This window comes from Ornithinimicrobium panacihumi, assembly GCF_052073805.1.
GTDB classification, from domain to species: Bacteria; Actinomycetota; Actinomycetes; order Actinomycetales; family Dermatophilaceae; genus Ornithinicoccus; species Ornithinicoccus panacihumi.
Genome location: NZ_JBQGWG010000002.1, coordinates 287,598 through 301,658 on the forward strand (window position 1 = coordinate 287,598; position 14,061 = coordinate 301,658).

7 protein-coding genes are annotated in these 14,061 nt (G+C 69.5%); all 7 read left to right on the forward strand.

The features are described 5' to 3' along the window. Position 1: 1 nt before the first annotated feature. The 7 genes from ACTMMA_RS03480 to ACTMMA_RS03510 all read left to right on the forward strand — a co-directional run bounded on the left by ACTMMA_RS03480 (position 2) and on the right by ACTMMA_RS03510 (position 13,952). Positions 2 to 1,966, forward strand: coding sequence for a DUF262 domain-containing protein (locus ACTMMA_RS03480; protein ID WP_441188703.1), 1,965 nt, complete (start codon positions 2 to 4; stop codon positions 1,964 to 1,966). Beyond that, entirely contained in the window at positions 1,963 to 5,739 is a 3,777-nt protein-coding gene (locus ACTMMA_RS03485) for a DUF6079 family protein (RefSeq protein WP_441188704.1), read from the forward strand. The genes ACTMMA_RS03480 and ACTMMA_RS03485 overlap by 4 nt, the downstream gene beginning before the upstream one ends. Further along, entirely contained in the window at positions 5,736 to 8,639 is a 2,904-nt protein-coding gene (gene pglZ / locus ACTMMA_RS03490; protein ID WP_441188705.1) for a BREX-2 system phosphatase PglZ, read from the forward strand. Before ACTMMA_RS03485 ends, pglZ begins: the two co-directional genes overlap by 4 nt. A gap of 10 nt (positions 8,640 to 8,649) precedes the next feature. After that, entirely contained in the window at positions 8,650 to 10,005 is a 1,356-nt protein-coding gene (gene brxD, locus ACTMMA_RS03495; protein ID WP_441188706.1) for a BREX system ATP-binding protein BrxD, read from the forward strand. Next, positions 10,002 to 12,140 (forward strand): DEAD/DEAH box helicase, encoded by a 2,139-nt coding sequence (locus ACTMMA_RS03500; protein WP_441188707.1) that lies wholly within the window; start codon positions 10,002 to 10,004, stop codon positions 12,138 to 12,140. The genes brxD and ACTMMA_RS03500 overlap by 4 nt, the downstream gene beginning before the upstream one ends. 169 nt (positions 12,141 to 12,309) lie before the next feature. Further along, positions 12,310 to 13,467 (forward strand): ImmA/IrrE family metallo-endopeptidase, encoded by a 1,158-nt coding sequence (locus ACTMMA_RS03505; protein ID WP_441188777.1) that lies wholly within the window; start codon positions 12,310 to 12,312, stop codon positions 13,465 to 13,467. After that, the gene (locus tag ACTMMA_RS03510; protein WP_441188708.1) at positions 13,467 to 13,952 is read left to right on the forward strand and encodes a DUF4411 family protein; all 486 of its coding nucleotides are present in this window, start codon (positions 13,467 to 13,469) and stop codon (positions 13,950 to 13,952) included. Before ACTMMA_RS03505 ends, ACTMMA_RS03510 begins: the two co-directional genes overlap by 1 nt. The last annotated feature ends 109 nt before the right edge of the window (positions 13,953 to 14,061 follow it).

The following is a 14,061-nucleotide window of genomic DNA, read 5'->3' on the forward strand; positions in this document are numbered from 1 at the left end:
CATGGTCGGACAGCAGGAGCTCACCCTGCAGAGCGTCGCGAGCGAGCGGCTCTTCAGGATTCCGGACTACCAGCGGCCTTACGCGTGGGAACGCAAGCAGCTCGAGGACCTTTGGTCGGACCTCAATCTGATGACGTCGAACAGGCACTACGCGGGCACGCTGGTCCTTCAACCTACGGGTGGGGAACCCGCCATCACCAGCAGCGGCATGAGCCTGGAGCTGTGCGACGTCGTCGACGGTCAACAGCGCCTGACCACGTGCTTCATTCTTCTCGACCAGCTGCGCCGGCGCCTCGAGGACTTCGACGACGAAGACGCCAACGAGATCGCGCGGAACCTGCGCAATACTTTCGGGTACGTCAGCATCGGTGGAGTCAAGCGACCCAAGCTGGAGCTCGGGTCAGAGCTGAAGCACTACTGGGCGAACTCGGTCCTCGGTGATGAGCCTGCTGCGGTGAGTTCACTCATCGTTGGTCAGCGACGACTCAAGGAGGCGAGGGAGTTCTTTGCCGGTCGCCTCCAGGAGCTGACGGACGGCGTCGACTCGGCAGCCGCAGTGCAACGACTGCAGCTCCTCAACGCACGCGTCGTCTCAGGTTTGCGGTTCCTCGTCTACGACGTCAGCGACAAGTCCGATGTCGGGGTCATCTTCGAGACCCTGAACGAGCGCGGGCGGACCCTGTCGGACACGGACAAGATCAAGAACTACCTGCTCTATCTCGCGCGGGGCCTCCCGAGCCAGCGACGGGACGACCTTGTCCAGCACATCAACCAGGTCTGGGCCGAGATCTTCCGCAACCACTCCACCATGTCGGGAAATCCCGAAGATTCCATACTCCGAGCCCATTGGCTGGCAACGGTGGACCCGCGCTCGCGGGAGTGGCGCCGGACAGCGTCGGTGAAGATCCAGTTCCCACGCTCCCGGTACATACCCTCCTCCCAGACCTTAACGGGGGCTCCCGCGAGCGGCGACCATGACGCCGATCGACTGGATGAGTTGGTCAAGGACATCAAGACCTATGTCGACACCCTGCAGCGATGCTCACTTTTCGCCGCTGAACTGGCCGCGGTCTCCCCCAACTTCGTCGACTTCAGCGACAATGGCACCAGGGCTGCAGAGGCACAGGCTGCCCTGCGCCGCACTGGAACACTCACGTTCTTCTACCCGCTGCTTTTCGCCACGCGGCTCAGACACCCACAGGACGGGGAGCTCTACGCGCGGGTGCTGCGAGCGTGCGAGACCTTCGCCGCACGAGTTTTCGTCATCGGACAACGGCGCTCCAACGCGGGTGCGCAAATCTTGTACTACCTCGCTCACGAGGTGTTCAAGGGCCTGGACCCCCAGAAGGCTCTGGTCGAGATCAACGCGGCCACGTGGAAGTACGGGAACGACGAGCGGGTGCGCGGCGCCCTCGGAGCCGCTGAGGACTGGTACAACCGCCGAGGTCACAAGTACTTCCTGTACGAGTACGAGATCTCGCTGCTCTCGTCCAGCGCCCAGAAGACCCTCCTGCCGTTCGACTCCTTCACCAGCAAGGCGTACTCAGAGACGACCGAACACATCCTTCCGCAGACCTTGGCGGGGCAGTGGAAAAATGACTTCACGAAGGCCCAGCACGAGCAACTGCGCCACAGCCTGGGCAACCTGATGCTCACGCATACGAACTCGACCTACAGCAACAAGGACTATCGAGACAAGCGAGGCCAGCCCACGTCGCCGGCCGGCTTCTACTACGGCGCGGCGATGGCCCAGGAGCGGGAGGTGGCGAAGAGCTACGACGAGTGGACGCCCGAGTCCATCCTGGAGCGCCAGGAGCACCTGGCCGCCTGGGCCATGCAGCGGTGGCCGGCTACCCCGCCCGCTACCGGCGACGTCTCCGAGATGGAGGACGCCGTCCCGGACGCGATCGAGATGGAGGGCGAGGATCTGGACGGGCAGACCGAGGATGAGGAAGAGCTGTCATGACCACGTTGCTCAAGGACGTCATCACCATCCCCGAGCGGGCGGGTGACGAGGACTACGTCCTGCGTCTGACCGACAGCGTCGGGTCGGGGGCCGAGAGCGCCCTGCGGATGTACGTCGTCACCGACGAGATCGCCGAGGCGTTCGACCAGGCACTGGGGCTGGTGTCGGAGTCCATCTCCTCCGACGTGAGCCGCGGCGCCTTCCTCACCGGATCGTTCGGGTCCGGCAAGAGCCACTTCATGGCCGTCCTGCACGCCCTGCTGCGGCAGGACCCGGGGGCACGGTCCAAGACCGAGCTGCAGGGCGTGGTCGCTCGTCACGACCCTGCCCTGCGGGACAGGAAGGTCCTGCCGCTGGCGTTCCACCTGCTCGGTGCGGAGTCGCTGGAGCAGGCCGTCTTCTCCGGCTACATCCGCCAGGTCCAAGCCCTCCACCCCGACGCACCCCTGCCCGCGGTGCACGAGTCCGACGGGCTCATCGCCAACGCCGAGCAGATGCGCCGCCGGATCGGCGACGACAGCTTCTTCGCCGGCCTCAACGGCTCCGCCGGCGACAGTGCAGACGACGCGGTCTGGGGTGCCGTGCTCGGGTCGGGCACGTGGACGCGGGAGAGCTACGACCAGGCGCGCGCGGCGACCCCCGACACCGAGCAGCGGCAGCGCCTCGTCACCGCCCTCGTGGAGCGCTACTTCAGCGCCTACACGCGGCAGGCGACCTACCTGGACCTGGACACGGGCCTGGCCACCATCTCCAGCCACGCCAAGGCTCTCGGCTACGACGCGGTCGTGCTCTTCCTCGACGAGCTGGTGCTGTGGCTCGCCTTCTCGGTGCAGGACCCCGCCTTCTTCCGCCGGGAGAGCCAGAAGATCACCAAGCTCGTCGAGTCGGGCACGGGCCGACGAGCCGTGCCGATCGTCTCCTTCGTCGCTCGGCAGATGGACCTGCGCCGCTGGTTCGCCGACGCCGGTGCCAGCGGCGCCGAGCAGGAGATGCTCGAGCGCGCCTTCAACCACCAGAGCGGCCGCTTCTCGATCATCGAGCTCGGCGACGACAACCTTCCCTACGTGGCCAAGCAGCGGCTGCTCATGCCGAAGGACACCCGGTCCGAACGCGTGCTCAGCGACGCCTTCGAACAGCTCGAGCGCCGTCCCGAGGTGTGGGACGTGCTCCTCGACGGGGTGAACACCGACGAGGCGCACCGGGGGGCTGACGAGGTGGCGTTCCGTCGGACCTACCCCTTCTCCCCCGCACTGGTCTCGACGCTGCGCAGCCTGGCCAGCGTCATGCAGCGCGAGCGCACCGCGCTCAAGGTCATGCAGCAGATGCTCGTGGACCGACGGGAGAGCCTGTCGGTCGACGACGTCATCCCCGTCGGCGACGCGTTCGACTACATCGTCAACGGGCAGCAGCCGCTGGACACCCAGGCGGCCGCGCTCTTCCGCGCAGCCCGAGATCTGTATGCGCAGAAGGTTCAGCCGTTGCTGATGTCCACCCACGGGCTCACCCGCGACGACCTCGAGCAAGCCGAGAGCGGCCGGAGCGGCCTCCCACCGGCATACCTCGCCGACGACCGACTGGCCAAGACCCTGCTGCTGTCGGCGGTGGCCCCCAACGTCCCCGCCCTGAAGGGACTCACACCCTCGCGCCTGGCCTCGCTCAACCACGGGTCCATCCGTTCCCCCCTGCCCGGCAACGAGCGGACCATCGTGCTGGGCAAGGTCAAGAGCTGGTCGGCGACCATCCCGGAGATCCACGTCGAGTCCGACCAGCGCGACCCCGTCATCCGCGTGCAGCTGGAGGACGTCGATTACGAGTCGATCGTCGACCGCGCCAAGGGCGAGGACAACCCCGGCCGGCGGCGCGAGCTCGTCAAGTCGCTCGTGGCCGAGATGCTCGGCATCGAGCTGGGCAACCCCGACGTCCTGGGCGCCCACACCACCCAGATCGTGTGGAGGGGGTCCCGGCGCGACGTCGACCTCGTCTTCGGCAACGTCCGCGACAGCTCCTGGCTCACGGAGGACCACTTCGCCGCACGGCCGGGCACCTGGCGGATCGTCCTCGACCACCCCTTCGACGAAGAGGGTCACTCCAGCGCCGAGGACCTCTCGCGCCTCGACCGGCTCCTGAGCACCGGGCAGCCGCACCGCACCGTGGTCTGGCTCCCCCACTTCCTGTCCGCGGACCGGATGCGCGACCTGCGGCGGCTGGTGATCCTCGACTGGCTGCTGGAGGGCACCGGCGAGCGCTGGTCGAGCCACGCCGACCACCTCGGCGAGGTGGACCGGGCCACGGCCAAGCACATCCTCCAGGCGCAGCACAGCTCGCTGAGGGAGAGCCTGACCCGCGCCCTGGAGCAGGCGTATGGCGTGCTCGCACCCTCGGGAGGGGTGCTCACCGACGAGGCGCACCACGACCGCGTGCTCACGAGCCTGGACCGGTCGTTCGACCCGGGCAGCCCCCGCGGGACCAGCGTGCGCACCGCATACCTCGACCTGGTGAACCGCGCCTATGCCGCCACCTACCCCGCCCACCCCGAGTTCGAGCCCGGGGACGTCGAGGTGCGCCCAGCGGACCTGAAGGCGGTCCACGCACACCTGGTCCGCGCGATGGCCGACCCGCAGAAGCGGGTGCCGTTGCAGGGCGACGTCAAGGGGGTCCGTCGGGTCGCCAACGCTCTGGGCGTGGGCACGGCCGCCGAGACGCACTTCGTCTTCGGGGACGACCGGTTCACCCCCTGGGGCTCAGAGCTCGCCCGCGCGGCCGGCGCCGCCGGCATCGACGACGGACCCGTCACGGTGGCGCAGGTCCGCCGGTGGATCGATGCGCTGACGCCCGCCCGGGGCCTGCGACCAGAGGTCAGCGACCTGGTCATCCTGGCCTGGGGTCTGCTCCGGCAGCGGTCGTGGTGGCACCGCGGAGCATCGATCCCCGCCCCCGACCCTGGCAGGCTGCTTCCCGAGATGGAGCTGCGGCTCCAGCCGATGCCCAGCCAGGCCGAGTGGTCTGCGGCGACCAAGGGCGCCGCCGAGCTGCTGGGCGTCTCTGCCTCGCCGTTCCTCACCCCCCAGGCGGTGGCGACGCTCGCCGAGCTGGTGCACGCCGAGGCACGCAAGGTCACCGCCCCTGCCCAGCAGCTCGTCGGGGAGCTCGAGCGCGCCTACCACCGGCTCGGGCTGCCCATCGACGCTGCCGAGCGCACCGCTGACCGGCTGGCCACCGCGCGCCGCGCCGCCACGATCGCTGCGTCGCTGCAGCAGCTGCAGGGTGTGGAGCTGGTGAAGCGGCTCGGTGTCGAGGTCGAGGACGGCCGGGGCAACGCGCTCGGCACCAGCCTCAAGCAGGCGGGCGCTGTCGTCGCCGCGTTCGAGCGCTTCCGGTGGGAGCGCCTGGACCCGCTGAGGTCGGCGGAGACGGATGAGGACGCGCAGCGGGTGCTGAGCCGCCTCAAGACCGACCTCACCTCTGACGAGATCGTCGCCCGCGCCGCGGAGGCGCTGCAGCGTGCTGACAACGAGGCGTTCGAGTGGGCCCTCACGATCAAGCCCGTGCCGACGCCGCCGATCCAACCGCCGGCGCCCCAACCGGGCGGCGACGACCCGGACGTCGTCCCGCTTCCTCCTGGCCCTGATCCGGGACCGGTCCACGACCCTTCGCTCCACCGAGTGACACGCACCGCGAAGGGTGACGGTGAGGAGATCCTCACCGGCCTGCGGGAGTTCCTCCGTGTTCACGAGGGCAAGCAGGTCGAGGTCACGTGGAGGGTGGTCGAGTGACGTCCTCCCCGCGTGCGGAGCGTCAGCTCGCCGGTGCCATCAGCCTGCCAGTCGTGCGGGCCATGCTCGACGATGCCGCTGCCCACGACTACGGTCCGTCCCACCGGGACGCGGCCACGGTGCTCGGCATCTATGCCGACCCCTCGAGCATCGAGCACACGACGTTGGAGCACCGCGGTCTCCCGGTCGAGGTGGCGCCGTGCGTCTCCGCGCTGGCCGTGAGGCAGGCCCTGCTCGCGCAGCGGCCGGGGAGCTGGCTCGTCCTGGTGACCGATCGCCCGGAGGAGGACCTCGGCGTCGGCATCCTCGCCCACCTCGCGGGCCACAAGCTGCGCACGCCCGACCCGTGGGAGTCGGTCCGGCAGCAGTTCGCCGCCACCGGACTCGAAGCCGCGCTCTACGTGCAGCCCGACAGCCGCACGCTCGCCAACGGCCTGCTGCTGGCCCGGCCAGAGGACGGCTGGCCCCCAGCACCGGCCGGCACCCTGACCCGTGATCACGCGCTGGGGTCGGTGGCACGAGCCTGGCTGGACGTGCCCCGTCGGGGTCTCGACGTGCTCGGGGTCCTGCGATGGACGGCGACCCCGGGCCTGACCGGCAGGATCGCGGATTTCCGGGCAGCGGCGGGCGACCGGGTCACAGACGCCACCCTTGCCTGGATCTGCTCGGCGGCCGGTGCGGCCGAGGCCCCGCTCCTCCAGCTGCTCAGGCAGGGCGAGATCAGGGACGCCGTGTCACTCGGGGTCGTGCTGTCCCTCCTCGTCCCCAGCGCCCCCGACGGGGGGCCCGGTGGAACCACGGCCGATGACGACGCCGTGGCGACACAGCATGCCCGTGACCTGGGGCTTGCACGGCTCGCCCACCGCTGGCAAGGCTCGTCCCCTTCCACAGCGGCGCTGCGAGCCCTCGGTGACGCCGCCACGCAGGTCGTCAGCGACCTGGTGCACGACCGTTCGACCCGCGACGTGGCACGACAGCTGCTCAACAGGGCCGACGCCCTCCTTGTCGAGATCGACGCAGACGCGCTGGCCGAGCGCTCGGACGTGCTCCCCAGCGGCCTGACCGCCCGCCTGCTCACGGTCGCCGAGCGGCTCCGGTCGGCCACGCTAGGGCTACCGGACCGTGCTGTCGAGCCGGACGCCGTGTCCGGTCAGGTTGCGCGGCATACGCAGCAGATCGAGCTGGCGTGGGCGGCCGTCGGCCGTCATGTCCTCGGCGACCCCGAAGAGACCGGTCGCGGAGATGCGCGGTTGGCGCCCGTGCAGGCAGCGGTGCGACTGTCCAGGTGGCTGGCCCTCCCGACCGAGCCGACCGCCACGGACCTGGCCACGCTGGCGCTGCGCCAGGGCGCCACCGATGCCTGGGTGGACGCCGCGGCCAACGACGCGCACGAGGGAGTGTCTGACGCACGGTTGGCCGACGGTCTCACCGCCGTCCTGGCCCTTGTGCAAACCGTCCGCGACGTCCACGACCGTGCCTTCGCCTCCGCGCTGGCTCAAGCCGTCGAGGATGACGCCGGCAGCTTCGACGGCTATCTCGCGCCCCCTGGTCGCACCGACCGGGTCTGGCTGCTGGAGCACCTGCTGCGCGGAGCCGTCGTCCCGGTCGCGAAGGCGACACCGACGCTGCTGCTGGTGCTCGACGGGATGAGCACGGCCGTCGCGACCGAGATCGTCTCGGACGTCCTCGGGCGGGGTGAGGGCTGGCAGGAGGCGCTCCTGCCTGAGGCGCACGTGCGTGCGACCGGCCTCTCCGTCCTGCCGTCCCTCACCGAGGTGAGCCGCGCGTCCCTGCTCTGCGGGGAGCTGACCACCGGCGGGCAGGACCGCGAGCAGTCCGGGTATGCAGCCCTCGTGTCGGCACTCGGTCTGAGGAGCCCCAAGATATTCCACAAGAAGCCCCTGGACTCGTCGCAGCCTGGATTCGCGGTCGCTGACGATGTCGCGCTCGCGATCTCCGACACGTCCCAGCAGCTGGTGACTTGCGTCCTCAACACGATCGACGACGCGCTCGACCGTAGCGACCCCGCCGGCACCGTATGGACCGCTGACGCCGTCAAGCACCTGCGACCGCTGCTGGAGCGCGCCTTCGCCGCAGGGCGCACCGTGATCCTGACCGCCGACCACGGTCACGTGGTCGAGCGCCGGATGGGAACCCAGCGCAGCGCACCGGACATCTCAAGCGGCCGGTCTCGTGCCGCCGACCCCCCTCCCGACCCCGACGAGGTGCTGGTCTCCGGGACACGGGTGCTCAAGCACGGCGGGCGGGCCGTGCTGCCGGTGTCCGAGCGGTTGCGCTACGGGCCCCTGAAGGCGGGATACCACGGCGGCGCCACCCCGGCCGAGGTCGTCGTGCCGGTCGTCGTCCTGGTGCCCGGGCCAAAGGTGCCGGAGGGAAGCGATCTGCGGCTCGCCCGGCAGCAGACACCGCGCTGGTGGTCGGTCGCCCCGGTCGAAGCCACCACGGTGGAGGTGGATGCACCGTCCACGCACCGCCGCCGAGCACCACGTGGACGGCCGGCGGCCCCACCGCAGGAAGATGCGCTGTTCGACACCTCGACCGTCCCCTCGACTCCCCCGCCGGCGGCGAAGGAGATCGGACTGGGTGAAGCCATCCTCCGGTCGGAGGTGTTCGAGCAGCAGAAGTCCGTCGCCGGACGGCTCTCACTCGACGACGCACAGGTGCAGGCGGCGCTCGAGGCGCTGGCCGCCGCCCCCGGCACCAGGCTCGGCGGAACGCAGCTCGCTGGCGTCCTGGGTCTGTCCCCCGCCCTCGTGCGAGGTGCCACCGCCCAGCTGGCCAAACTGCTCAACGTCGAGAGCTACCCCGTGATCCGCACCGAGGGCACTACGGTCATCCTCGACGTGCCGCTGCTGCGCGAGCAGTTCGACGTCCGGTAGAGAAATCGCTATGAGCCAGGTCTCCCCACGCCGCCGTCGCGAGGTCGTCGACGCCCTACGCCGCGGCACCGTGCCCAGCCACGGTCTCGACCTGCTGGCCGTCGGTCTCGACCGCTTCAGCACCGCCCTCTCCTCCGAACTGGACACGGTCGCCGGAGGGGGTTCGGTCTTCAAGGCCGTGCGTGGTGAGTACGGGGCCGGAAAGACGTTCTTCACCCGGCACCTCGCCGAGGATGCCCTCCGTCGCGGTTTCGCCACCGCAGAGGTGCAGATCTCCGAGACCGAGACACCGCTGCACAAGCTCGAGACGGTCTACCGCCGGGTGACCGAGTCGCTGCGGACGGCGTCAGTAGCGCCAAGCGCCTTCCGCTCCGTGCTCGACTCCTGGTTGTTCACCCTGGAGACCGACGCTGTCACCGCCGACCCAGCGCTCGGCGACGCTCATCCCAGCCGGGTGGCGGAGGCGGTCGACGCCCTGCTGGACCAACGGCTCACGGCGGTCTCGGCGCGGACACCCACCTTCGCGATGGCTCTACGTGCCTACCGCCAGGCGGTCAGCGACAACGACTCAGCGACGGCTGATGCTCTGGCCGCCTGGCTCGGCGGCCAACCGCACGTCGCCGCGGCGGCCAAGCGGGCCGCCGGCGTCCGCGGCGACCTGGACCACTTCGGCGCCATGGCCTTCCTGCAGGGGTTGCTCCTGGTCCTGCGCGACGCCGGCCACCCGGGCCTCCTGCTGGTGCTCGACGAGGTCGAGACCCTGCAGCGGATGCGCAGCGACGTGCGCGACAAGGCGCTCAACGCCATACGCCAGCTCGTCGACGAGGTCGACTCGGGCCGCTTCCCCGGCCTCTACCTGGTCATCACCGGCACGCCGGCGTTCTTCGAGGGCCCCTCCGGCGTCCCGCGCCTCCCTCCGCTCGCCCAGCGGCTGGCGACCGACTTCGCCACCGACGCCCGCTTCGACAACCCGCGGGCTGTGCAGGTCCGCCTGGGTGGCTTCGACGAGCGCTCCCTGGTGGAGGTCGGGTCGAAGGTTCGCGACCTGTACGCCGGTGGGACCGAGCAGTCCGACCGGATCCTGCGGGAGGTCGACGACGCCTACGTCGCCGAGCTATCCCGGGCGGTCACCGGCAACCTCGGCGGCAAGGTGGGCATCGCGCCCCGGGTCTTCCTCAAGAAGCTCGTGGGCGAGGTCCTGGACCGGGTGGACCAGTTCCCCGACTTCGACCCGCGGCAGGACTACGCCCTCACGCTGCGGCAGGACGAGCTCAGCGACGTCGAACGGCAGGCGGCATCGGGTGGCTCGGGTCCCCGACGGGCGGCACCCGCCTCGTCCGCGGACGAGGTCGAGCTGGACCTGTGACCGCACCGCCGCAGGAGGGTTTCGGGCGGCTGGACCCTGTGGTCCAGCATCACGTGGTCAACACGCTGGGGTGGTCCTCGCTGCGGCCGCTGCAGGAGCAGGCGGTCTCCCCCGTCCTCGCCGGGAACGACGCCCTGCTGCTGGCGCCGACCGCCGGCGGCAAGACCGAGGCGGTCCTCTTCCCGCTGCTCAGCCGGATGCGGGCCGAGCAGTGGCAGGGGCTGTCCGTCCTCTACGTCTGCCCCCTCAAGGCGTTGCTGAACAACCTGGAGCCACGGGTCTCCGGGTATGCCGGGTGGCTGGGCAGACATGCGCAGGTGCGCCACGGCGACACCCCGCAGTCGGTGCGCAAGCGGCAGGTGCGCGAGCGTCCCGACATCCTCCTCACCACCCCGGAGTCGCTGGAGTCGATGCTTGTCTCCCGGCTCGTCGACCCGCGGCAGGTCTTCGCCGACGTGCGGACGGTCGTGATCGACGAGGTCCACGCGTTCGCCGGTGACGACCGGGGGTGGCACCTGCTGGCGGTGCTCGAGCGGCTCACCGCGCTGACCGGACGGCCGCTGCAGCGGATCGGGTTGTCCGCCACCGTCGGTAACGCCGAGCAGCTGCTGTCCTGGCTGCAGGGCAGCAACCGGGCGGCCGAGATCCCCGCCACCGTCGTGGCACCGGACGCGGGCGTGGGCGTCACGCCGGAGATCCAATTGGACTACGTCGGCACGCTCGGCAACGCAGCCACCGTGATCGACGCCCTGCACCACGGTGAGAAGCGGCTGGTCTTCGCCGACTCGCGACGCACGGTGGAGACGCTCGCGGAGGGTCTGCGAGAACGGCATACGGAGACCTTCGTCTCCCACTCGTCGCTGTCGGTGGACGAGCGTCGGCGTGCGGAGCAGGCTTTCGCCGAAGCCCGGGACTGCGTCATCGTCTCCACCTCGACCCTCGAGCTCGGCATCGACGTCGGCGACCTCGACCGCGTGCTGCAGGTCGGCGCACCGATGACGGTGGCGTCCCTGCTGCAGCGGCTCGGGCGCACCGGCCGTCGCTCCGGGAGCTCACGCAACATGCTCTTCCTCGAGGCGGACGACGGTGACCTGCTCCGGGCAGCCGGTCTGCTCCTGCTGTGGTCGGAGGGGTATGTCGAACCCGTCACGGCTCCCCCGGCGCCCCGGCACATCCTGGCCCAGCAGCTGCTCGGGATCACGCTGCAGCACCGGCAGGTCGGCTCCGGCACCTGGGTGAGCGAGCTGGGCGGGCTCGGCCTGGGCTCCCCCGAGGACGCGGAGGCCATCGAGGCCTGGCTGCTGGACAGCGGCCATCTCGACCGCGACGGCGACATGCTCTTCGTGGGGCCGGAGGCGGAACGGCGGTACGGGGTGGTGCACTACCGGGACCTCATGGCCGTCTTCACCGCCGACCCCGAGGTCCAGGTCTTCCAGGGACGTGAGCAGGTGGGATCGGTGGACCCGATGCTGCTGCTGCGCAAGGTCACCGGACCGCGTCTGCTGACCCTGGCCGGCCGGCCGTGGGAGGTCACCTACATCGACTGGAAACGACGCAAGGCGTACGTGGAGCCGACAGCGAAGGGCGAGGCACCGCGGTGGCAGAGCATGCCCCAGGCGCAGTCGTGGGCCTTGGCGGACGCGATCCGGCGGGTGCTGCTCGGTGCCGACCCCGCCGGGGTCCGCCTGACCAGACGTGCCGACGACCGGCTCGCGGATCTCCGGGAGGAGATGGCTGACCTCGTCTGGGCCGACGGCACCGTGCTGACCGAGGACGGGGCCCGGATGCGTTGGTGGACCTGGGCGGGCGCCCGGGCCAACGCCGTGCTCGTGGGCGCGCTCGACCGGGTCGCCCCGGACATCCTGGGCGACTCGGTCGTCTACGACAACTGGCAGATCGGGTTGCGGAACGATGCCAGCGCAGAGTGGCTGCGCACGGCGCTGGAGGTCGCTAGGACTGAGCTCGGCCCGGACCTCGCCGGGGCGTTGCCGCTCATCGACGAGCGGGCCATCAAGCAGCTGAAGTTCTCCGAGATGCTGCCGCCGGAGATGGCCGTCGCGACGTTGGCGGAGCGGGCGGCCGATCATGAGCACGCGAAGTCCACGGGTCAGGGACGGCTCCGTCAGATTAACTAGGTGGCCCATCCCAGAGCCCGTCTGTGTCCGGGCTCTCGTCGCCGTGTTGTCGGCCCGAGCCGCTGAGTCGGGGACGGAAGGGCGAGACCGTCGGATGGGCGTGTCGCCCCGGCTCCGTAGAGTGTCAGCCACAGGTAGGCACGACTCGCACTGACGGGAGGTGAGCGAGATGGTCGTCCGGGTAGATGTCGCCGGCGACGTCCTGCAGTGGGCGGTCGAGCGTGCGGGGTGGGACGAGGAAACGGTCGCGCGACGGGCGCCCCGGTTAGACGAGTGGATCATCGGGACGCAAAAACCCACCTTGAAGCAGATCGAGAAGTTCGCCAGCGACACGCACACTCCGTTCGGTGCGTTGTTCCTGCCCGAACCGCCGGTCGAGGACGTGCCCATTCCGGACATGCGGACGATTGGCAACCTTGCTGTGCCTCGACCGTCCGTCGATCTGCTCGAGACCATCTACCTCTGCCAGAACCGCCAGGCTTGGTATCGGGCGTATGCGGAGGACAATGGCCTTCCCGCGCCGGAGTTTGTCGGATCCGCAACGACGGACACCTCGGCCAACCTCGTGGCCGCTGAGATGCGCCACCTGCTCAAATTCGAACTGCCCGACCGCAGCACGTTCTCCAGCTGGCAGCAGGCCTTGCGCCGCCTCATCGACCGTATCGAGAACCTCGGGGTGCTGGTGATGGTCAGCGGCATCGTCGGCGGGAACACGCATCGCAAGCTCAACCCGGACGAGTTTCGTGGATTCGCGCTTTCCGACCCCCAGGCGCCGCTCATCTTCGTCAACGGCGCTGACACCAAGGCGGCGCAGATCTTCTCGATGGTCCACGAGTTCGCCCACATCTGGTTGGGCGGAAGCGCCCTGTCGGACGCGACCATGACAGCCCGCGAAGGCGAGACCGCCGAGCTCTGGTGCAACGAGGTGGCCGCCGAGGTACTCGTGCCACTGGCCGCACTTCGCACAGACTTTCAGGGAACGGTTACGGTCGAAGAACTAGAGCGCCTGGCAAGTCGATATCGCGTCAGCACCTTGGTGGTCCTTAGCCGGATCCACGACGCGAGTCTCATGACCTGGGAGGACTACCGAGACACATTCGAGCGGGAACGCGAGCGCGTCATGGCCATCCTCGAGGCCAAGGGGGGAGACGCAGGCGGTGGCAACTACTACTACACACAGCCTCTCCGCCTGAGCAGACGGTTTGCGCAGGCCGTGGTCTCCAGCACGTTCGAAGGTTCGACGTCCTACCGGGACGCGTACCGACTGCTCGGGACCAAGAAGCATGCGACATTCGAGGGCCTGGCCACGGAGTTGGGTGTGTCGTGATGCACCTGGTCGATGCCAACGTGCTTATCGAGGCCAAGAACCGGTACTACGCTTTCGACATCGCGCCCGGCTTCTGGGACTGGCTCGATCGGGCACACCACCGCGGCGAGGCGTGCAGCATCGACGCCGTCCGCGAGGAACTGACGGAAGGTGACGACGCGCTCGCAGATTGGGCCCGGACGAACGCTGGATTCTTCAGGTCGATCGACCAGGGCAGCCAGCGGCACTTCAGGGCTCTCACGGCCTGGGCTTACTCCCGCAACTACACCCAGGCAGCGCTGGCTGAGTTCGCAAGCGACCAGGCCGACTTCCTCCTCATCGCGTTCGCCCGGGAGCATCAGCATCTCGTCGTCACGCACGAGCAGTCCCATCCGGACGCCCAGAAGCGGGTGTACATTCCAGACGCATGCCGGGCGATGGGCGTCAGCACCGTGAACACGTTCCAGATGCTTCGTGCCACCGGCGCCAAGCTGGATCTGCGTTAGAGCTTCGTGTCTTCGTCCGGCGCAAGGCCTGGCTGGCAGCTTGGTTTCGGGCCCTCTGTGTGTCGCCCTAGAGACAGACTTCCGGTGACGCGCGAGTCGGTGTGCATGA

Coding starts and splice junctions, on each gene's coding strand:
- ACTMMA_RS03480 (WP_441188703.1), top strand. CDS start 2: ATGGTCGGACAGCAGGAGCTCACCCTGCAGAGCGTCGCGAGCGAGCGG.
- ACTMMA_RS03485 (WP_441188704.1), top strand. CDS start 1,963: ATGACCACGTTGCTCAAGGACGTCATCACCATCCCCGAGCGGGCGGGT.
- brxD (WP_441188706.1), top strand. CDS start 8,650: ATGAGCCAGGTCTCCCCACGCCGCCGTCGCGAGGTCGTCGACGCCCTA.
- ACTMMA_RS03505 (WP_441188777.1), top strand. CDS start 12,310: ATGGTCGTCCGGGTAGATGTCGCCGGCGACGTCCTGCAGTGGGCGGTC.
- ACTMMA_RS03510 (WP_441188708.1), top strand. CDS start 13,467: ATGCACCTGGTCGATGCCAACGTGCTTATCGAGGCCAAGAACCGGTAC.